This window comes from Pseudomonas sp. MG-9 (assembly GCF_018729515.1).
Taxonomy (GTDB): domain Bacteria; phylum Pseudomonadota; class Gammaproteobacteria; order Pseudomonadales; family Pseudomonadaceae; genus Aquipseudomonas; species Aquipseudomonas serboccidentalis.
The window spans coordinates 329,423-349,383 of sequence record NZ_JAHHZH010000004.1; the positions used below are offsets into that span (position 1 = coordinate 329,423).

General features: G+C 63.7%; 21 protein-coding genes. 1 reads left to right on the plus strand and 20 read right to left on the minus strand.

The window, feature by feature from the left end:
* Window positions 1-41: 41 nt before the first annotated feature.
* The gene (locus KKQ10_RS12400) at window positions 42-1,316 is read right to left on the minus strand and encodes an MFS transporter (protein ID WP_215501256.1); all 1,275 of its coding nucleotides are present in this window, start codon (window positions 1,314-1,316) and stop codon (window positions 42-44) included.
* Window positions 1,317-1,434: 118 nt separating this feature from the next.
* Between KKQ10_RS12400 and KKQ10_RS12405 the strand changes: the two genes are divergently transcribed.
* Complete coding sequence (locus KKQ10_RS12405) at window positions 1,435-2,331, plus strand: LysR family transcriptional regulator (RefSeq protein WP_127648643.1); 897 nt, start codon at window positions 1,435-1,437, stop codon at window positions 2,329-2,331.
* 99 nt (window positions 2,332-2,430) lie between these two features.
* Here KKQ10_RS12405 and KKQ10_RS12410 read toward each other — a convergent pair whose 3' ends face one another.
* The 19 genes from KKQ10_RS12410 to KKQ10_RS12500 all read right to left on the minus strand — a co-directional run bounded on the left by KKQ10_RS12410 (window position 2,431) and on the right by KKQ10_RS12500 (window position 19,958).
* A complete protein-coding gene (locus tag KKQ10_RS12410; RefSeq protein WP_215501257.1) occupies window positions 2,431-2,868 on the minus strand; it encodes an excinuclease in 438 nt (145 codons plus the stop codon).
* 153 nt (window positions 2,869-3,021) lie between these two features.
* Complete coding sequence (locus KKQ10_RS12415; protein WP_215501258.1) at window positions 3,022-3,465, minus strand: excinuclease; 444 nt, start codon at window positions 3,463-3,465, stop codon at window positions 3,022-3,024.
* A 29-nt stretch (window positions 3,466-3,494) separates the two neighbouring features.
* On the minus strand, window positions 3,495-4,721 hold the full coding sequence (locus tag KKQ10_RS12420; protein ID WP_215501259.1) for a beta-ketoacyl-ACP synthase: 1,227 nt from the start codon (window positions 4,719-4,721) through the stop codon (window positions 3,495-3,497).
* Window positions 4,721-5,449 (minus strand): 3-oxoacyl-ACP reductase FabG, encoded by a 729-nt coding sequence (fabG, locus tag KKQ10_RS12425; protein ID WP_127648647.1) that lies wholly within the window; start codon window positions 5,447-5,449, stop codon window positions 4,721-4,723. Before fabG ends, KKQ10_RS12420 begins: the two co-directional genes overlap by 1 nt.
* Window positions 5,442-5,906 carry a hotdog family protein gene (locus tag KKQ10_RS12430; protein ID WP_127648648.1) on the minus strand — a complete coding sequence of 155 codons (465 nt, stop codon included), beginning with the start codon at window positions 5,904-5,906 and terminating at the stop codon, window positions 5,442-5,444. The genes fabG and KKQ10_RS12430 overlap by 8 nt, the downstream gene beginning before the upstream one ends.
* Entirely contained in the window at window positions 5,903-7,099 is a 1,197-nt protein-coding gene (locus KKQ10_RS12435; protein ID WP_215501260.1) for a beta-ketoacyl-[acyl-carrier-protein] synthase family protein, read from the minus strand. Before KKQ10_RS12435 ends, KKQ10_RS12430 begins: the two co-directional genes overlap by 4 nt.
* Window positions 7,096-7,686, minus strand: coding sequence for a hypothetical protein (locus KKQ10_RS12440; RefSeq protein ID WP_252191585.1), 591 nt, complete (start codon window positions 7,684-7,686; stop codon window positions 7,096-7,098). Before KKQ10_RS12440 ends, KKQ10_RS12435 begins: the two co-directional genes overlap by 4 nt.
* Window positions 7,686-8,411 carry a class I SAM-dependent methyltransferase gene (locus KKQ10_RS12445; RefSeq protein WP_215501262.1) on the minus strand — a complete coding sequence of 242 codons (726 nt, stop codon included), beginning with the start codon at window positions 8,409-8,411 and terminating at the stop codon, window positions 7,686-7,688. The genes KKQ10_RS12440 and KKQ10_RS12445 overlap by 1 nt, the downstream gene beginning before the upstream one ends.
* The gene (locus KKQ10_RS12450; protein ID WP_215501263.1) at window positions 8,408-9,655 is read right to left on the minus strand and encodes an NAD(P)/FAD-dependent oxidoreductase; all 1,248 of its coding nucleotides are present in this window, start codon (window positions 9,653-9,655) and stop codon (window positions 8,408-8,410) included. Before KKQ10_RS12450 ends, KKQ10_RS12445 begins: the two co-directional genes overlap by 4 nt.
* Window positions 9,642-10,805, minus strand: a complete 1,164-nt coding sequence (locus tag KKQ10_RS12455) for a cation:proton antiporter (protein WP_127648653.1) — start codon at window positions 10,803-10,805, stop codon at window positions 9,642-9,644. Before KKQ10_RS12455 ends, KKQ10_RS12450 begins: the two co-directional genes overlap by 14 nt.
* Window positions 10,802-13,141, minus strand: coding sequence for an MMPL family transporter (locus tag KKQ10_RS12460; protein ID WP_215501264.1), 2,340 nt, complete (start codon window positions 13,139-13,141; stop codon window positions 10,802-10,804). Before KKQ10_RS12460 ends, KKQ10_RS12455 begins: the two co-directional genes overlap by 4 nt.
* Window positions 13,125-13,727 (minus strand): outer membrane lipoprotein carrier protein LolA, encoded by a 603-nt coding sequence (locus KKQ10_RS12465; protein ID WP_215501265.1) that lies wholly within the window; start codon window positions 13,725-13,727, stop codon window positions 13,125-13,127. Before KKQ10_RS12465 ends, KKQ10_RS12460 begins: the two co-directional genes overlap by 17 nt.
* On the minus strand, window positions 13,724-14,149 hold the full coding sequence (locus KKQ10_RS12470) for an acyl-CoA thioesterase (protein WP_027611337.1): 426 nt from the start codon (window positions 14,147-14,149) through the stop codon (window positions 13,724-13,726). Before KKQ10_RS12470 ends, KKQ10_RS12465 begins: the two co-directional genes overlap by 4 nt.
* Complete coding sequence (locus KKQ10_RS12475; protein ID WP_215501266.1) at window positions 14,142-15,686, minus strand: HAL/PAL/TAL family ammonia-lyase; 1,545 nt, start codon at window positions 15,684-15,686, stop codon at window positions 14,142-14,144. The genes KKQ10_RS12470 and KKQ10_RS12475 overlap by 8 nt, the downstream gene beginning before the upstream one ends.
* On the minus strand, window positions 15,667-16,614 hold the full coding sequence (locus tag KKQ10_RS12480) for a lysophospholipid acyltransferase family protein (RefSeq protein ID WP_127648657.1): 948 nt from the start codon (window positions 16,612-16,614) through the stop codon (window positions 15,667-15,669). Before KKQ10_RS12480 ends, KKQ10_RS12475 begins: the two co-directional genes overlap by 20 nt.
* Entirely contained in the window at window positions 16,611-17,345 is a 735-nt protein-coding gene (locus tag KKQ10_RS12485; protein WP_215501267.1) for a glycosyltransferase family 2 protein, read from the minus strand. Before KKQ10_RS12485 ends, KKQ10_RS12480 begins: the two co-directional genes overlap by 4 nt.
* Window positions 17,346-17,485: 140 nt before the next feature.
* Window positions 17,486-19,165: an acyl-CoA synthetase family protein gene (locus KKQ10_RS12490; RefSeq protein ID WP_215501268.1), complete on the minus strand. Its 1,680-nt coding sequence runs from the start codon at window positions 19,163-19,165 to the stop codon at window positions 17,486-17,488.
* Window positions 19,162-19,707, minus strand: coding sequence for a COG4648 family protein (locus KKQ10_RS12495; RefSeq protein ID WP_127648660.1), 546 nt, complete (start codon window positions 19,705-19,707; stop codon window positions 19,162-19,164). The genes KKQ10_RS12490 and KKQ10_RS12495 overlap by 4 nt, the downstream gene beginning before the upstream one ends.
* Window positions 19,704-19,958 (minus strand): acyl carrier protein, encoded by a 255-nt coding sequence (locus KKQ10_RS12500; protein WP_003220947.1) that lies wholly within the window; start codon window positions 19,956-19,958, stop codon window positions 19,704-19,706. The genes KKQ10_RS12495 and KKQ10_RS12500 overlap by 4 nt, the downstream gene beginning before the upstream one ends.
* Window positions 19,959-19,961 lie beyond the last annotated feature (3 nt).

The window sequence follows — 19,961 nt, forward strand, 5'->3', positions numbered from 1 at the left end:
ACCGCTATCGCGAGCAGGCTCACTCCTACATGGGTTGCGCTTCAGGCTTTGACACCGCTGAGTGGCGGCAACTTCGCCAGTTTCAACGCCACCAACAGCGCGATCAGCAACAGCGAGCCGATAAACAGACCGATGCCATTCCACCCGCCGAGATGCCAGAACACCCCGCCTGCCGTCCCGGCAATACTCGAACCGGCGTAATAGCTGAACAGGTACAACGACGACGCCTGCCCCTTGGCCTTGGTCGCCCGCCGCCCGATCCAGCTGCTCGCCACCGAGTGCGCGCCAAAAAAGCCGAAGGTAAAGATCAGCATGCCGACGATCACCAGCAACAGCGGCGTGAACATGGTCAGCGCAAGGCCGGCGAACATCAGCGCAATGGTTGCCCACAACACCTTGCGCCGCCCCAGTTTGTCGGCCAGCGAACCAATCTTCGCCGAACTGTAGATGCCCGACAGGTACACCACCGAGAGCAGCCCGACGAACACCTGATCAAGGTTGTACGGCGCGGCCAGCAGGCGATAGCCGATGTAGTTGAACAGGGTGACGAACGCGCCCATCAGCACGAACGCTTCCAGAAACAGCAGCGGCAGGCCGGCGTCGCGAAAGTGCATGGTGAAGCCGTCGAGCAGGCTGTGTGGGTGCAGTGAGCGTGCGCGGAAGTTGCGCGACTCGGGAAGGATCTTCCAGAACACCGCCGCCGCGACCAGCGCCAGGCCGCCGATCACCAGCATCGCCGTGTGCCAGCTGACAAAGTCGATCAGCACCCCGGTGATCAACCGCCCGCTCATCCCGCCAATCGCGTTGCCGCCAATGTACAGGCCCATCGCCAGGCCAATGTGCTGCGGATGGATCTCTTCGCTCAGGTAGGTCATCGCCACCGCCGCCAGGCCGCTCAATGACAGCCCGATCAGCGCACGCATGATCAACACCCCGTGCCAGCTCGGCATCATCGAACTGGCGATGGTGCACAGGGCGGCGGCGAACAGCGCCGCGACCATCACCGGTTTGCGCCCGATGCGGTCGGAAATCGGCCCGGTGATCAACAGACCGAAGGCCAGCATGCCGGTCGCCACCGAGAGGATCAGGCTGCTCTGCGCCGCGTTGATCGAATACTCGTGGGACAGCAGCGGCATCATCGGTTGCACGCAGTACAGCAGGGCAAAGGTCGCGAAGCCGCCGCTGAACAGCGCCAGCACTGTGCGCATGAACATCGGCGTGCCTTTTTCGATGTAGATCTCTTGCAGCTCGGCGATCACATCGTCCGCGGCAGCAGGCGGGACTTCATGGGCCAGGGGGGCGACAGCTGTTTTCACTTCAGACCTCGGAGGGCACGGCCAGGCAGGCAATGAAAAAATCATATAGCTGGCTAATGTTTCTATCCAATATATTGTTCGACCTGTTTGATAGCTTTAACGACCTAATGGGGTGTCCATGGAATTGCGTCACTTGCGCTACTTCATCGCCGTCGCCGAAGAGCTGCATTTCGGCCGCGCTGCACAGGTGCTGGGCATCTCCCAGCCGCCGCTGAGCCAGCAGATTCAGGCGCTGGAGCAAGAGGTCGGTGCCCGGTTGTTCGAACGCACCAATCGTCGGGTCGAACTGAGTGAGGCCGGCCGATTGTTCCTGGAAGAGGCTCGGCTGGTGCTGGCGCAGGTCGACAAGGCGGCGGATGTCGCCCGGCGTGCGCAACTCGGTGAGCTGGGCGAATTGAAAATCGGCTTCACCTCGTCGGCACCGTTCAACTCGACCATTCCCCAGGCGATCTTTGCCTTTCGCCAGCGTTTTCCGGCAGTGCACCTCAACTTGCGGGAGATGAGCAGCACACAAGTCGCCGAGGGCCTGGTGGATGAGTCGATCGAGGTCGGGATCATGCGCCCGCTGGGCCTGCCGGATTCGCTGAATGTGGTGGAACTGATGCGTGAGCCGCTGGTGGCGGTGCTCGGCTCCAAGCATCCGTTGGCGCAGGGCACTGAGGAAGGGCTATTCCTCTCGGCGCTGGCGCTGGAACCGTTCGTGTTCTTCCCGCGCAGCTACGGCAGCGGTCTGTATGCGCAATTGCTGAGTCTGGCGCGCGATGCCGGGTTCAGCCCGCACTTCGCCCAGGAGGCCGGTGAGGCGATGACCATCATCGGTCTGGTCGCGGCGGGGCTGGGGGTTTCGGTGTTGCCGGCGTCCTATCAGCGGATGCGCATCGACGGTGTGGTCTATCGACCGTTGCTCGATCCGGAGGCGGTGTCGGCGGTGTGGCTGGTGCAGCGCAAGGATCAGAAGTCGCCGATGGCCAAGGCGTTTGTCGAACTGCTCACGCGCAAGGTCGAGGGTGTTTGACCTGCCGCCAAAAGATCGCAGCCTTCGGCAGCTCCTACATTACATGGATATGTGGTCCCTGTAGGAGCTGCCGAAGGCTGCGATCTTTTGATCTTGCCGTTAAGGCAACCGCACCAAATCCCCCTTCAACGCCACCCGCGTCACGAACACCCCGGCCCGGCACTCATAGGTATTCAAATCCTTGCGCACATGCTGGTCGTAATAACTGACGATATTGACCACTGCATTCGCCCCGACCCGCTTGGCGTCGGCCTGCAATTTGATCAGGTTCGACTGCAGCACCCACTCGCACGAAGCGTGATCACTCTTGTTGAAGCCGTTGGTGCGTAAATCGCTGACCACGTCCCGGCGCAACATTTGCTGCGTGCCCTGCGGCCCATTGCCGATCAGAAAGAACTTCACGCTGCCGTCCAGCCGCCCGGCGCGGATCGCGTCCGAGAGCACGGTCTCGAATGGCATGTACATCAGATTCGTGGCGTGGCTGGCGCTGGGCAAAAAACCAAGTAACGCGGCGGCAATCAGGGCTTTCACATGCATGGTCATCTCCTTGACGGTGAAAGAGAACCGCGAGTGCTCGATGGACAGGGCTCGCCGCTCTGACAGGCGAGGTGTGCTGGCTTGTCAAAACGAGTGTAGATGCTGAAAACGAAAAGGGCGCCCGATGGCGCCCTGGTGACAGTGCTCCGGCGATTACTGCACGTTCGCCAGATCACCCTTCAATGCAACGCCGGCCATGATCGCGCCGGCGTGGCATTCGTAGTTCTGCGAGTCCTTGCGCTCGTTGCTCTTGTAGAAGCTGACGATGTTGGTCACGGCGTTGGCGCCGGCGCTTTTTGCCGCTTGGTGCAGGCTGATGATGGCCGATTGCACGACCCATTCGCAGGCCACCTGATCGGACTTGTTGAAGGCGTTGGTCTTTTTGTTGGTCACGGCGCCGCTGCTCACGACGGTGACTTTGCCGGCCGGGGCGTTGCCGGCCAGGTAGAACTTCACACTGCCATCGATCTTGCCGCTGCGGGTCGCTTCGGCCACCGCTTTGTCGAACGGCAGGAAGACCTGGGTGTCACGGGCCTGGCTGACCGCCGGCAAGGCGCAGAGCAGCAGGGAGGCAATGGCGAGTTTGTTGAAACGCATGGAGGTCTCCTTGACCTGGATTGATACGGTTACGGCCAGCGGCGGAAAATCAACGAGGTGTTGACGCCACCAAAAGCGAAATTGTTGTTCATCACATACTCGTGGTGCATCGGGCGGAATTCGCCGCGCAGGTAGTCGAGCTTGCCGCAGTGCGGATCGACCTCATCGAGGTTGAGCGTGTGCACGTACAGGTCGCGATTGAGCATTTCGATACTGAACCACGACTCCAGCGCCCCACAGGCCCCGAGCGTGTGGCCGAGGAAACTCTTCTGCGAGCTGATCGGCATGCGTTCACCGAACAGGCTGCTGGTGGCCAGGGTTTCGGCAATGTCGCCCTGTTCTGTCGCGGTGCCGTGGCCGTTGACGTAGCCGATGGCATCCGGTGTGAGCCCGGCGTCTTCCAGCGCCAGTTCCATGGCGCGGCGCATGGTGATCTGTTCCGGGCGGGTGGTGTGCTGGCCGTCGGCGTTGCTGCCGAAACCGACGATTTCCGCGTGGATCCGCGCGCCGCGAGCCAGGGCATGTTCCAGCTCTTCGAGCACCAGCATGCCGCCGCCTTCGCCGATCACCAGGCCATCGCGGCCCTTGTCGTACGGACGTGGGCTGGTCTGCGGCGCATCGTTTTTCAGGCTGGTGGCGTAGAGCGCGTCGAAGACCATCGCTTCAGTCGGGCACAGTTCTTCGGCACCGCCGGCGAGCATCAGTGGCAGACGGCCGAACTTGATCGCCTCATAGGCATAGCCGATGCCCTGGCTGCCGCTGGTGCAGGCGCTGGACGTCGGGATCAGGCGCCCGGTGAGGCCGAAGAAGATGCTGATGTTGGCGGCGGTGGTGTGCGGCATCATCCGCACGTAGGAGTTGGCGTTGAGGCCCTCGGCGACCGAGTTGAGCAGCATGTTGCCGAACGCCTTGATCTCGTCGGTGCTGCCGGTGGACGAACCGCAGGCAACGCCCATGCGCCCGTCCTTGATCGATTCGTCGCCGAGCAGGCCGGCATCCGCCAGGGCCTGTTCTGCCGCGCCCACCGCCAGCCGCGACACCCGGCCCATGCTGCGCAGTTGCTTGCGCGTCCAGTGCGCCGGGACGACAAAGTCATCGATCGGACCGGCCAGACGCGTGTTGAGTTCGCTGAAGCGGTCCCACTCGTCCATCCGGCGGATGCCGCTGCGGTTGGCCGCGAAGTTGCCGGCGATGGTCTGCCAGTCGCTGCCCAGCGAGGTGATGCCGGCCATGCCGGTGACGACGACGCGCTTCATCAGCACAAGCCTCCGTTGACCGCCAGGACCTGGCGGGTGATGTACGAGGCTTCCGCCGACATCAGGAAATTCACCGCACTGGCGACCTCTTCCGGGGTGCCCATGCGTTGTGCGGGGATCATTTTCATCAGCTCTTCCACCGGCACGTTTTCATCCAGCATCGCCGTGTCGATCAGACCCGGCGCGACGCAGTTAACCGTGATTTTGCGCTTGCCCAGCTCGATCGCCAACGCTTTTGCAGCGCCGATCACCCCGGCCTTGGAGGCGCTGTAATTGACTTGGCCACGGTTGCCGATCAATCCCGACACCGAGGTGATGCAGACGATCCGACCGGCGGCGCGACGGCGGATCATCGGCATCATCACCGGGTGCAGGACGTTGTAGAAACCGTCGAGGTTGGTGCGCAGCACCACGTCCCAATCGTCATCGCTCAGCGCCGGGAAGGCGCCGTCGCGGGTCAGTCCGGCGTTGAGCACCACACCGTAATAGGCGCCGTGGGTTTCGACGTCGGCCTCAAGTATGGTTTTGCAGGTTTCGCGGTCGGCGACGTCGAATTGCAGGATGCGCGCCTTGCGACCCAGCGCCTGGATCTCGGTCTGCACCGCTTGGGCTTCGACAACGCCGCTGCGGCAATGCAGGACGATGTCGTGCCCGGCCTGCGCCAGACGCAAGGCAATGGCGCGGCCGATGCCACGGCTGGAGCCGGTGACCAGTACGGATTCAGTCATCGTTCGACTCCCGGTTTTGTTCAAGATATTGGGATGGCTGGGGTGGACGGAACACATTCAACCGCGCGCTGGCCTCGATGCCGGGCCCGTGGATGTGGCATTCGAACACGCCCATGCCGTTGTCGTCTTCCAGCGAACGGATGCCATGGATGGTCAGTTCGCTGCCGGCCGGGAACACCTCGACGTTGCACTCGAATTTACGCGTGCCGAGCAGGAAACCCAGCACCACCGGGTTGCCCTTCTGCCGTGCGTGGCAACCGGCGAACGCGGCGACACTCTGCGCCATCAACTCAACGCCGACCCACGCCGGCAGGCTGCCGTCGGACAGGCTGAACAAACCGTCGGGCTTGACCGTGAGGCACGTGTGTATCTGCTCCTCGTCGAAACTGAGGATGCGATCGATCAGAATCATGTCGCCAGCGTGGGGCAGCAGTTCGGCGAGCGGCCAGTCGGTCATGGTGCGTCTCCGATAATCAGGCTGACGTTGTTGCCCCCGAAGGCAAACGAGTTGCTCATCAGGTAGCGGGGTGCAATGGACGACAGGCGTTCGCTCGCGGTCACCCAGTTCAGGGCCGGCAGGTCGGGATCGGCCTGGGCATCCCAGACGTGCGGTGGCAAGGCTTGTTGCGGATTGTCGGCGCTCAGGCTCAGCCAGCAGAACGCCGCTTCCAGCGCACCGGCCGCGCCGAGGGTATGACCGGTCATTGGCTTGGTCGACGAGCAAGCCACGCCGTCCGGGAACAGGGTGGCGACCGCCAGACTTTCCATCGCATCGTTATGCTGGGTCGCCGTGCCGTGCAGGTTCAGGTAATGGATTTGCGCAGCTTGCAGCTGTGCGCGGTTCAAGGCTTTCTGCATCGCTTGCAGGGCGCCGCGGCCGCTCGGTTCCGGGGCGGAAATATGGTGCGCATCGGAGCTGGCTCCGGCGCCGAGCAGGGCGATGGCCGGGCCGCCGTCCCGCTGCTTGCTCATCAGGAACAGCACCGCCGCTTCGCCGATGTTGATGCCGTTGCGGTTGGCCGAGAACGGATTGCAGCGCTCGTCGGACACCGCCTCCAGCGCGCTGAAACCGTTGAGCGTGAGTTTGCACAGGCTGTCGACCCCGCCGCACAGCACGGCATCGCACAGGCCCAGATCAAGCAGGCGCTGCGCGCTCATTAAGGCCCGGGCGCTAGAGGTGCAGGCGGTGGAGATCACGTAGGCCGGGCCGCTGAGTTGCAGCCAGTCGGCCAGAAAATTCGCCGGTGCGCCGAGCTCCTGTTGCCGATAGTCGTACTCAACAGGGAACTGTTGCTCGCGGATGTAGTGCGCCAGACCGCGGCTGGCTTCGTCGATGCCCGAAGTGCTGGTGCCGAGCACCACACCGATGCGCTCGCGGCCATAAGTCTGGATGGCCCGGTCGATGTCAGCGCGAATCTGCAACGCAGCTTCCAGCAGCAGTTGATTGTTGCGGCTGCTCTGGTCGGCCAGTTCGGCCGGGATCGCCGCCAGCTCACCGTGCACTGCCGCCACGGGCAGTTCACGCCCGGCGACCCAGCCGGATTCGCGGCGCATGCCCGAGCAGTCACCGGCAAACAGATTCTGCGCGACTTGATGCTTGTCGCGACCCAGGGCGCAGATCACGCCGAGGGCATTGAGGTAGGCAGTCATGGCGTCGATTCACCGAGGGGAGAAACCCGATAGTGCGGGCCTTGGGGCAGATTCAATTCGAAGCTCAACGGTTGTGCATAACGGATCGCCCAGCGTGGCGGCAGCGAGCGTTGCCCAGCCTGTTGCTGCGCGGCGGGATAATTGCGCAACAGCTCGCCGGACGGGGTCAGGGCGAACAGCAGCGCGGCAAACAGCTCCCGGGCTTCCGGGTTGGGCGGCAGCAGACCGTCGGCCTGCCAGCGCCCGTCGATCAGTTGCTGACGGGCCTGAGGAATGCCCAGCGGGTCCATCATCGACCAGCGAATGCCAGGGCCTTCGCGCTGGATCACCAGCAGCCAGTCCTGACGCTGATCGGCTTGCTGGCGTTCGATGTGCAGTTGCAGCGGCAGGGGCAAAGTCGGGTTGCTCGCGGGCAGCGGGGCCTGGCTGGCGCAACCACTTAGCAGGGCGAACATCACCAACATCAGCCACACCACAAACCTTGTAGGAGTGAGCCTGCTCGCGATGACGGTGGCACATTCGAAAAACATGTTGGTTGACCTACCGCTATCGCGAGCAGGCTCACTCCTACAGGTTATGTGTCGCATCAGAGACCACCTTCAAGCGGCTTGCGGGCAACGACATTCACCAAGGTTTCCTCGCGCTCGCCAAACGGTTTCGGCTTGCGCACCCCAAACCGTTCCAGCAAACCGAAATCCTTCGACCGGCTCCACCACAGATACGGGTACGAGACATTGCGTTCACCGAACTCGAAACCCTGCTGGCGAATCATCTCCAGGTACTGCGCGGCACTCTTCTGCACCTGCATCGGATGGCGGAACAGCCAGCGGATTATCCAGGTATCAATGTAGGCCTCGGTGGACTCGGCGAACAGCAGATAACCGCCCGGCTTGAGTACGCGGTAGAACTCGGCGAGGGCTTTTTCCTGTTCGACCAGGTGATGAAAGGTCTGGTGGCAGAACAGCAGGTCGACACTGGCGTCCGCCACGTTGAGCGTCGCGCAGTCGCTGCCGAGCAGTTCCACGTCAAAGCCTTGCCGCGCTGCTTCTTCGGCGCTCAATTGCAGACTGTGCGGGTCGGCATCGACGCCGATCAAACGCTGTGGCGCGAAGGTCTGGCGCAGATACCGGAACGACTTGCCTTGGCCACAGCCGGCATCCAGCAGCACCGGATTGGCCGGCAGCGCCTCGCTGAAGAGCCCGCGCAGGTCGTTGATCGCCACGCGCAACACATGGTGCTGCCAGGTGTGGCTGCGCAGGAACCAGAAGCCGAAGCGGGTTTCCTCGACGTAGCTGTCGCTCAAGTAATTCATGGGGCGTCCTTTGCACAGAGTTCGGAAATCATCTTCAACCGGCGGCGCGCTTCGCTGACGAACGGGTTGCGTTCATCCCAGGCGTAACCGGCGAGGATCGAGCAGATCATCCGGCGAATGTCCGCCTGGCTGTCTTCATAAAAAATCACGTCCTGAAAGGTGCCGGCGTACCAGCCCTCGACGTAGCAACGGAAGGTGTCGACCCCGCGTTTGAGCGGCTCGGCGAACTCGCGCTGCCAGTCGACGGTTTCGCCCTGCAACTGCCGGTGCAGGACGGCGGCGGCCATGCTCGCCGAGCGCATGGCGATGGTCACGCCGGAGGAAAACACCGGATCGAGAAATTCCGCCGCGTTGCCGAGCAGGGCGAAGCCCGGGCCGTGCAGGGTTTTGACGTTGGCCGCATAGCCGCCGAGGGTGCGCGCCGGGGTGTCCCACACGGCGTTGTTCAGCACGCCGGCGAGGCTTGGGGTCTCGGCGATGAAACCGCGCAGGCAGGCATCCAGATCGGTATCGCGGCCGTTGAAGTGTTCGGCGGCAGCGACTACGCCCACCGAGCAGCGACCATGGCTGAACGGGATCGTCCAGAACCAGATGTCGCGATGCTCTGGGTGGGTGGTGACGAGGATCTTTTCGCGGTCGAAGGCCGGGTTGTCGATGTGATCTTCGACGTGGGTGAACACCGCCTGGCGCACCGGGAAATTCGACGGTGCTTCCAGATCGAGCAGGCGCGACAGCACCCGACCGTAACCGCTGGCGTCGAGCACGAAATTCGCTTGGATGCGGTACTCGCTACCGTCTTCGCGCAGCACGTCAAGCTGCGGTTTGGCGCGGTTGAAATCGACGCGGACGATGGCGTCGCCATAGCGGATCTCGACACCTTGCAGCACTGCCTGATCGGCCAGCAGCTTGTCGAAATCGGCGCGCTGCACCTGGAACGTGGTCGGCTTGCCGCCGGTGAAGGTATCGCCGAAATCGAAGGCGCTGTAGCGCTCGCCCCAGGCGAACGCGGCACCGGTCTTGCGCTGGAATCCGGCGGCGTTGACCGCGTCGAGCATGCCGGCCTCTTCGACGAAATCCAGACAATGACTGAGCAAGCTTTCACCGATGGAAAACCTTGGAAAATGCTGGCGCTCGATCACCAGCACATCGTGGCCCTTGCGCTTGAGCAATGCGGCGGCGATGGCCCCGGATGGGCCCGCGCCGATGATCACGACCTGACGGGATTCCATTTCAACGATTGGCACGTGAGCTCCGGGACAGTGGGTTTTGCAAGTTCAGGGGCGCGCGATGCAGGCCGATCAGGGCCGGCAACAGCGTCGCGATCAGGCCCATCAGCATCAGTGCGAAGTACAGCGCCGGGCTGATGAGCTGTTGTTGCAGCAACAGGTTGAGAAAGACGATTTCGCTCAGGCCGCGGATGTTCAGCAGCACGCTTTCGCGCCAGCGGCTGGCGCCTTCGAACGACGCGCCGGCCCAGCCCAGACCGAGCCAGTTGCCGAGCAGTTTACTGGCAATCGGCAACAGCAGCAGTGCCACCCATTGCAGCGCACCAAGGCTGGCGAGGGCGCTGTGCACGTCGATCTGCACGATGCCGAAGGTGAGGATCAGCGGGATCGCGATCCACGTCTGCAAGCGGCTCATCCACAGCGCTGGCAATGGCAGCACCAACGGCACTTTCAGCAGCGCCATGCACAACAGGTAACCGATGCCGAAAATCAGTGCGTTGAGCTTGTAGTGCTCGGTCAGCACCAGCAGCGCGAAGAAGCCGAGGCTGTAAGTCAGCGGTCGACGCACACGGAGCAGATGCAGCAGCACCGGCACGCAGGCCAATCCAAGTGGCAGCAACAGACTGCTCAAATGCAGGCTGCCCTGAGCGAGGCCGAACAGCGTCCAGCAGGTCAGATCGATCAGGATCGCGGTCTGCACCAGACGCCTTGTGGCGGCGGGCGGGTAATCGATGTGGCGCAAGTACAGGTACAGCACCGGGATCGCGGTGATCGCGAACACCAGACCGATCGCCAGCGAGTTCAGCCACGGTTGCGTCGGCAACAGCCAACAGGCGACCGCCAGCCCGCAGGCGAACGGCACGGCAAAACTCGGCACGGCGATTTTCACGCTCTGGCGGTCCAGACGCAGGTCGATCACATCGCTGAGGATGTGCCCGAGCAACAAGGCGAAACTCAGGCTGTAGAGGTCTTTCAGCCACACGGGCGCGATCAGCTCGGCGCCGCTGAGCTGCCAGCCCGGTTCGATCCAGAAATACATCAGCAGCGGCAAACCGAAGCTTGCCAGGAGCAACTGGCTGACGATCGGGATCAGGCCGAAATACCGGCCGACACGGGTCGCCACGGCGAACAACGCCAGGGCCATCAGCCAGAAGCCGACGACCATCACGCTGCCGGCTCCGCGACGGCGGCGCTGTGCGCGTGACGTCCGGCCCACGGCGCGAGGATGAAGCTGAAGGCCAGCCCCAGGCTTACCGACAGGCCGAAATTGCTCACCGCCGGCGTACTCGACACCGCCAGCAAACCGAACGACAGCCAGGTCGTCAGCGCCGCCAGCAAGGTGCCCAGCAGGCTGACAGCCGCGCCGCCGACCTGCTCACGCATGAGGATCGCGTAATCGACGCTGATCGCCGTTACGAGCAGCAGGCCGAACAGGCTGAACAGGGTCAGCGGCTGGCCGAGCCAACCGAGGCTGGCGAGGCTGCACAGCGCCGCCAGCAGCGGCAGGGCGACGATGCGCAAGGCGCCGCCGAAGCCGAACGGCACGATCAGCACCAGCACGATCAATACACAGGAGGCGAGTTTCAGTTCGGCGGCGCTGATCTGGGTCGCGGCGAATACGTTGTTCAACTCGCCGAGACGATCAACCAGCATCACTCCCGGTAAGTCCAGCGCCTGCACCCGCAGCAGCGACGGATTGTTCAAACCTTGCAGGCTGGTCATCGCCGCCACGCCATCATCGGTCGGGCCGAGCCACAGCGTGCGGTACGGTTCGCCCAAGGGGCCCGCCAGCGCGGCGTCGATGTCCTCGGCGGGCAGGTTCTGCAACTGTTGCAACTCGGATTGCAGCGCGGCGAGCGGTACGCCGAGGTCGAGCAATGGCTGCCAGAACTGCGGCAGTTGGCTCAGTGCCTCGCGAACCTGCTGTTGCTGGCTCGGTGGGCTGAGCAGTTGATCGAGGGCCAGATAGCCTTGCAGCTTGTCGAGGTTGACCAGTTGCTGCAGACGTTCGCTCAACGCGGCCTGACGCTCCAGCAGTTCCTGCTGATTGGCCCCGCGCACCAGGAAGAACTGGCTGGTCGGCTGGTAGCCGGTGATGCGCGCGATGGTCTGCGCCTCGTCGGTCAGCCGTTGCGGTGCGCCGACCCATTGGCGGATGTCGTTCTTGCTTTGCAGTTGCACCAGACCGCCGGCGCAGAACGCGATCAGCAGCGCCAGCAGTACCGGGGTGCGTACATGTTCGAGCAGGGTTTCGCGCAACTTCACCAGGCGTTCGGCGAGGCGCAGCGGCCATTGCGCCGGCTGCAGCTCAACGTTTTTCAGCAAGGCCGGCAGCAGGCACACCGCCGACAGGTAAGCGCCGAGCAATCCGGCGGCGGAGAACACCGCGATTTGCGTCAGCGCCGGGAATGGCGTCCAGGCCAGCGCCAGATAACCGATGGCGCTGGTGATCAGGCTCAAGGTCAGCCCGGAGAGTGTCAGGCGCAATGCCGGCCAGCTGCGCCACGGCTTGAGGCTCCAGCTTTTCGACAGATAGTGCAGCGGGTAATCCACTGCCACGCCGATCAGGCTGGAGCCGAGCACCAGCGTCATCACATGCATGTGGCCGAACAACGCCACGCAGGCCACCGCGCCGAACAGCATGCCCACCAGCACCGGCACGAACGCCAGCAACACCCGCCAGCGGCGAAACGCCAACAGCAGCAACAGCAAAATGCCGAGGGTGGCGCCGCCGCCGACCCAGGTCATTTCGCGGGTAGCTTGCTGCTGACCGTTGGCGGCGTAGAGCAGACCGCTGGCGGCCAGCAGTTGCACGTCGGCTTTCGCCGCCTGCTCGCGACTGTGCTGGAGCAGGTCCGCCACTTTCAGTGGCAGGTTCATGTCGAAGGCATTGCCGGTGGTGCGCGCGCGCAGCAGCACCCAGCTCTTGCCGTCGGCATCGGCGACCAGTGTTCCGCTGCCGATGTCCAGTTGCACCGCGCCGTGTTTCGGCTGGCTGTTCTGGATGCGTCCGGTGAGGCCCAGCCAGTCGTCCTGGCTCGGCACCAGACTGAAACCGCTGAACGGGTCGAACAATGCCTGCACCCGTTGCTGGATAAACGCATCGGGGTGCTCGGTCAGCAGTTGCCGGTCATCCGCCGAGAGCATCGCCAGCCGCCCTTGCAGCAGTTGCGTGCGCAGGGCCGGGAGGTCGGCTTGCAGATTCCACTGAACCTTTTCGAACAGGCCGCTGGCTTGCCATTGCTCGCCCAGGGTCTGGGCCATGACGACCGCTTGCTGGCGATCGGTATGGCCGACCAGCACCAGCATTTCCCGGTTGAGCGGCTCCTGCATGCGCTGTTCGGCGCGCAGTTCGAGGGCGTCAGGGTGAGTGCCGGGCACCAGTTCCATGAGGTTGGCCGACAGCGGCGCACCGTCGCGCCACTGCCAACCGGCCAGCGCGACGACCGCCAGCAGCAGGATCAGGAACAGCCACGGCAGCCTGCGTTCACTCGGCAAAGTCATGTTGCTCCGTGTCGCTCAACGGCTGGCTTGCGGTGCTGTCCTGCATGCGCAGCACGGTGCTGTCGCCCTGGGTTTCCAGCAGTTCGATGGTCTGTACCAGCGCACCGCCGTCGATATTGATTTGGTTGAACACTTGCTTGAGCAGCACCGAACGCGGGGTCAGGGTCAGTTTCCATTGCTGTGCGTCGCCGCTCAGGGCCAGCTCGAAATCCCGTTGCAGGCCGCTGCTGTCACCTTGCAGCACGGCGAGAAACAAGCGGTTCTGCTCGGCCCCGGCGCTCTTGTTCGGCAGCATCTGCCAGCCGTTGCCGTCACGGCGGGCGATGCCGTTGGCGGTGATGCGGTAGTCCTGCTGCAGCGGGGTCTTGAGCAACCAGAGCAGGCCATGGTTTTTCGCCAGGACGAAGCTGCCCTTGCTGATCAGTGGCTGGGGCAGGGCGCGCAGGTGTTTCTCCTGGATGAACTGGCCGTGGATCACGTCCGGTTTCGCCAGTTGCTCGCTGAGCTGTTGCAGATCGAAGGCGTTGGCCAGGCTTGAGACAGCGAGCAGTGCCAACGCACCGAGGCATTTGCAGATCAGGTTCATCGCAGCATCCTTTCCACCGCATCGGTGAACACTTTGGGTGAGGCCAATTGCATCTCGCGGCTGCTGATCTCGACCGCCACTTGCACCGAGCTGGCGCGGGTCAGGCGTTCGCCGGTCTGCAGGTCGGTGATCAGGTAATTGATCTTCAGCCGGTTCTCCCATTCCACCAGGCTGGCGCGCACGTTCAAGCGCTGGCCGAACACCGCGCCACGCACATAACGCAGTTGCAGGTCGATGATCGGCCATGCATAACCGGACTCGGACATCTGCGTGTAGTTGTGGCCGATCTGGTCGAGCAGCGCGCAGCGCGCCACTTCCAGGTATTTGACGTAGTGCCCGTGCCAGACCACATGCATCGTGTCGACGTCGAAGAACGGCACGAGGATTTCCGTGTCGGCGTGCAGGACTCCGGCGCTACGCATGCAGCCTCCAGTGTTGCTCGGCGATGCGTTGCAGGCACAGGCGCAGTTCGCCTTCCAGCGCACGGTCTTCGATGACCGGCGGGAAGTCTTTGCCCAGTGCTTCGTGCATGGCGGCCAGAGCGGGCGGCAGCGGTCGCGCATCCTGATCGCGACCGCGCAGCCACACACCTTGGTTAGCCGCGAGCAACGTGGCAGCGGCGACCTGTTCGGTCAGCTCCAGCACGCGGATCGCGTCGCGGGCGGCGATGGTGCCCATGCTCACCTTGTCCTGGTTGTGGCACTCGGTGGAGCGCGAGAACACGCTGGCCGGCATGGTGTTTTTCAGGGCTTCGGCGGTCCAGGCGCTGGTGCCGATCTGCACGGCCTTGAAGCCGTGGTTGATCATGGCGCGATCCGCCGGGGCGCCGGACAGGTTGCTCGGCAAACCATGGTTGTAGCGCTCGTCGACCAGCAGCGCGAGTTGTCGGTCGAGCAGGTCGGCCACGTTGGCCACGAGGTTTTTCAGGCTGTCCATGGCGAACGCGATGTGCCCGCCGTAGAAGTGCCCGCCGTGCAGCACGCGCTCGGCTTCGGCGTCGATGATCGGGTTGTCGTTGGCGCTGTTGAGTTCGGTTTCGATGAACGAACGCAGCCAGCTCAGGCTGTCGGCCAGCACGCCGAGCACGTGTGGGGCGCAACGCAGCGAGTAGCGATCCTGCAGGCGATGCAGCGGCGCGGTCGGCGCGTCGATCGCCAGATCCTTGCGCAGCCACGCGGCGACCTGCATCTGCCCCGGGTGCGGTTTGGCGGCGAACAGGCGTTCGTCGAAGTGTTCCGGATTGCCTTGCAGCGCGACCACGTTGAGCGCGGTGATGCGTGTGGCCAGTTGCAGCAGGTAGTCGGCGCGGGCGTAGGCAAGACAGGCAAGGCCAGTCATCACTGCCGTGCCGTTCATCAAGGCCAGCGCTTCTTTCGGGCGCAGCACCAATGGCGTCCAGCCGAGTTCGCGATGCACGTCGGCCGCTTGTCGGCGTTCCCCACGGAACATCACTTCGCGCTCGCCGGACAGGGTCGCGGCGACGTAGGACAGCGGCGTCAGGTCGCCGCTGGCGCCCACCGAGCCTTCTTCGGGAATCAGCGGCAGGATGTCGTGTTCGAGGAACGCGTGCAGGCGCTCCAGCAGTTCAATGCGCACCCCGGACACGCCGTGGCACAGCGACTGCAAACGTGCGGCCAGCACGGCGCGGGTGGCCTGGGCGTCGAGCAGTTTGCCCAGTCCGCAACCGTGGAAGGTGTAGAGATGACGCGGCAGCGCCTCGACGTGATGCAGCGGCACCGCAACCACGCAGGAATCGCCGTAACCGGTGGTCACGCCATAGATCACACCTTCCTTGTCCAGCAGCGAGTCGAGAAACCGCGCGCCCTTGGCGATGCGCTCACGGTAATCGGCGTCGCTCTGCAACTGCACGGGCGCCTGACGGTTGGCCAGGGCCAGCACGTCTTCGATGCGCAAAGGGCGTTCGCCGAAGGTTACCGGCTCATGGGTTGGCGTCGTCATCGGTCTTCCAGAAAGGGTAAAAGTTGAACCATTGGTGCGGGGCTTCGAGGCAATAGTGACTCAGGCGCTGCGCATAACGGGTGGCCCACTGATGAATGACCTGTTCGCGCTCGCGACGTGTCCACGTCACGCTGTCGGCAAACGGCTCGAGGGTCAGGCGATAGTGGCCGTCCGGTTGTTTCAGGCACATCAACAGATTGACCGGGCATTTGAGTAACCCGGCCAGCAGCCACGGCCCCTGCGGGAACGGTGCCGGGTGGCCGAGAAAGTCGACGGTGACGCTGCGCCCGCCGTGCAGCGGCACACGGTCGCCGGCAATGGCCAGCCACTCGCCGCGCTCCAGGCGTTCGTGCAGTTGCAGCATGATCACCGGGTCCAGTTCGCTGACCTGAATCAGGCGCAGGTTGGTCGCCCCGGCCTCGCCGAGCAAACGGTTGAACTGCTCGGCGTGCTTGGTGTGCACGAGCACGTTCATGGTGACTTTTTCGCCGATCTCCGCCAGCGCCCGGCACACTTCGAGGTTGCCCAGGTGCGCGCCGACCAGCAGTTGTCCACGCTGGCCGCGCAGCTGATTGCGCAACAGCGCCGGGTCGATGATTTCGATCTGCTCGATGCGGATTTTGCCGTTCCACACGTCGAGCTTGTCGAGCAGTGAATCGGCGAACGCCATGAACTGGCCGAACACCCGCCAGTGGCTCGGGCGCAAATCGTCGCGCTGGCTCCAGTCGGCCAGTCGTTGCTGGTACTGCCAGGTGCTGTGGCGGGCGGTGCGACCGAACAGGAAAAAGTACAGAACGATGCCGTACAGCAACGGACTCAGCAGGCGCCGGCCAAGGACTTTGGCGGCCAGCGCGGTGAATTTCATCAGCAGGAAACTGCCGCGCTCTTCGCGGTCGGCCCAGTGCTTGTTGTCGCTCTCGACGCTCATGTTCGCCACCGGCGCCAGAGGATCAGCGGCAGGCGCAGCAACATGCCGAAGAACAACCGGGTGTGCATGCTGGAAATCAGCGCGTTGTCGTGAAACAGGCGGAAGTGCGACACGCCGTCCAGCGGGTAATGCACGCTGGTTTGCAGCCAGCGCATCGGCTGATTGCGCCACGACAGGCGCACCAGGATGTCCGAGTCGAAATCCATGCGCTTGCCGATCCGTGCCGAGTCGATCAACGCCAGGGTCGGGGCCAGTGGATACACGCGAAAGCCGCACATCGAATCGCGGATCTGCAGCGACAGCGTGTTGATCCAGACCATCACGTGGGTCAGGTAGCGCGCATACAAACGGCCCTTGGGCACGCTGTCGTCGAACAGCGGGTAACCGCAGATCAGCGCTTGAGGATGCGCGCGGGATTCTTCGACGAAACGGGCGACGTCCTGCAGGTCATGCTGGCCGTCGGCGTCGACCTGCAAGGCATGGCTGAACCCCAGGTGCGCCGCTTCGCGCAGGCCGGTCATCACCGCGCCACCCTTGCCCTGATTGAGGGTCAGGCGCACCAAGTGCACGTTGTCGCGTTCAGCCAGGGCGTCCAGCACTCGTGCGCAGGACGGGCTGCTGGCGTCGTCCACCAGAATGCACGGCAGCTCTTGGGCGAGCAGGGCGTCAACCACGGTGCTGATTGCGGTTTCGTGGTTGTAGACCGGGATCACGGCGCAAGGGTTATGCATGGTTCTCACCCCGGCTCACACAATCTTTGTGGCGAGGGAGCTTGCTCCCGCTCGAGTGCGAAGCACTCGCACTCGGTGGTGTGCCGAGTAGTTTTGGGGCCGCTTTGCAGCCCAGCGAAAGCAAGCTCCCTCGCCACAGGTTATGCATGACTTGGCTCCAAAAGAATCCGTCCGCTGGAGCAGGTGGCCGTGTCGTTACGGTAGGCGAAATACAGTTTGCCGCGCTCACGATCAAAGCGCAGGTGCAGCTGGATTTCATCGCCCGGGCGCACCAGTTGCTGGAACTTCAGCACTTCCATGCCGGCAAATTTACCCGGCAGGTCCAGCAGCTGTTGACCGAGTTTCAGTGCCCATTCCACTTGCACCACGCCGGGCAACACCGGGGCCTTGGGGAAGTGGCCGCTGAAGTAGGCCAGATCCGCTGGCACCGCCAGTTGCAGGCTCCACTCGCCCGCGGTTTCAACCTGTTCCAGCACTTCGGGGGCTTTCGGCCGTGGCGCCAACAGCAGCGCGTCGATGTCGGCCTGTGGCAGCTTGCCCTGGCTGTTCAGCGGCAGTTGCCGCACCAGGCGCCAGCGCCGTGGCAAGGCCAGGGCTTCGCAATGCTGGCTCAGGTGTTTGCGCAGGGCTTCGGTCAGACTGCGGCGGCCATGTTCGCGCAAGGCGAACAGCCCCGACTCACTGAGCACCAACACGGCACCGAGCACCGCGCGGTTTTCCTGGACTACGCCCAGCCGCGCTTCGGCGACCCAGTCGTGGGCGATCAGCGCCTGTTCCAGCATCGGCAGGGAAATGCGCTTCTCTTCGAGTTTGACGATGCGGTCCAGCCGGCCCAGTAGCTCGAAGCGACCGTCGACGGCGATGCGTGCGGCATCGGCGGTGTGTTCGACATGACCGGCCGGCAGGTAGGGTGAGGCGACCAGCAGGGCGCCGTCACTGTCCTGGCTCAGTTCAACCCCGGCGAATGGCTGCCACAGGCTTGCGCCCTGACGCCAGGCGATGCCGCCGGTTTCCGAGCTGCCGAGGATTTCCGTCGGCCACTGCTGTAAACGTTGCTGCAGGCTGTGCGCGGCGTCTGCCGGCAATGCGCCGCCGGAGGAAAACACCCGACGCACGGCACTCAGGGCCGGCCAGTCGAGGTTGTCGCCCATGCGTTTGAGCAGCGCCGGGCTGCTGACCCAGGCGAAGGCCGGGTGTTCGCGGCTGGCGCGTTGCAAGTCTTCCGGAAACGCCAGTTGCTTGCGCACGAATGGGCGCCCGGCGCACAGCGGCCACAACACGCGGAACAGCAAACCGTAGATGTGCTGGGTGGCGACGCTGCCGATGATCCACGCCTCACCGAGATCCGCGCCCCACAGTTGCTCCAGCGCCGCGACCTCGTTGGCCAGTTGGCGCAAGGTCTTGTCGATGCGCTTGGGCTCGCCGCTGGAGCCGGACGTGCACAGGCTCAGGTGGCACTGGTCCAGATCCAGTTCAGCGCCAGGCAGGGCTGGCTGCTGCAGATCGTTCAAGTGAAGATCCGCGCTGTGATCGGTCAGCCAGACATCGACCTCACTCGACCAGCGCTGGCGGGTCTGCGCCTGCAGGTCCGCTGGCAGCAACACACTGACGCCGGCGCGCCAGGCACCGAGCAGGGCACTGGCGAGGTCGGCGGCATCTTCCAGATGCACTGCCATACGCTGCACGCCGCGTGCCTGCAGGCCGGCGGCAATGCTCAGCGCCTGCTCGCGCAGTTGCGCGTGGTCGAGGGCCGGGGTGTCGGTGATCACTCGCCCCGGCAGGGCCTTGAGCAACAGGTGCTCAAGTTTTATCCAGTTCATTTACGGCCTCTTACCCGTTGTCGTATCAGCCATTCAATGGCAAACATCAGGCCGATCAATCCGTAGGAGATCAGGCCGGTGTACAACATCCACCAATTCAGCGGCGCCCACAGGGTCAGGAGGGCGGCGCACAAACCATTGCAGAAGAAAAACACGCTCCAGGCCACGGTGACCTGGCGGGTGTAGCGGATCGCCTCGGGCGGCAGTTGCGGCTCGCGGATTCGCGCCAGGCGCTCGACCATCGGCGGACCCCATTTCAGGCTCAGGCTGAACAGCGCCAGCATGAAGCCGCTGATCAGCACCGGGTACCAGCGCAGCAACAGCGGGCTGTCGAACAGCGCCAGCATCACGCAGAAAACGATCGCCACGCAGGCCATCCACAGACTGCCGGGCTTGCGCTCGCCGGTCAGCGCGCGCGCCAGCCACAGGCTTCCCAGCAGCAGCCCGAACTGCCACGGGGCGAAGTGCTCCATGCCGAAATACACCGCAAAGGGGTACAGCAGGCCCGCCAGCAGCAGGCCGAGGCCGATCAATCGGCTCATGCGGCCGGTTGAACCAGACGGTAGACCGCCTCGACCACGTCGCCGACGGTGCGCACCGACTTGAATTCTTCGGCGGCGATTTTTTTGCCGGTCTGGCGTTTGATGTGATCGATCAGGTCGACCGCGTCGATGCTGTCGATTTCCAGATCCTGATACAGATTGGATTCCAGGCTGATACGCGCCGGATCCAGTTCGAACAGCTCGACCAAGGCATCGCGCAAGGTGTTGAAAATGTCGTCACGAGTTTGCATGGT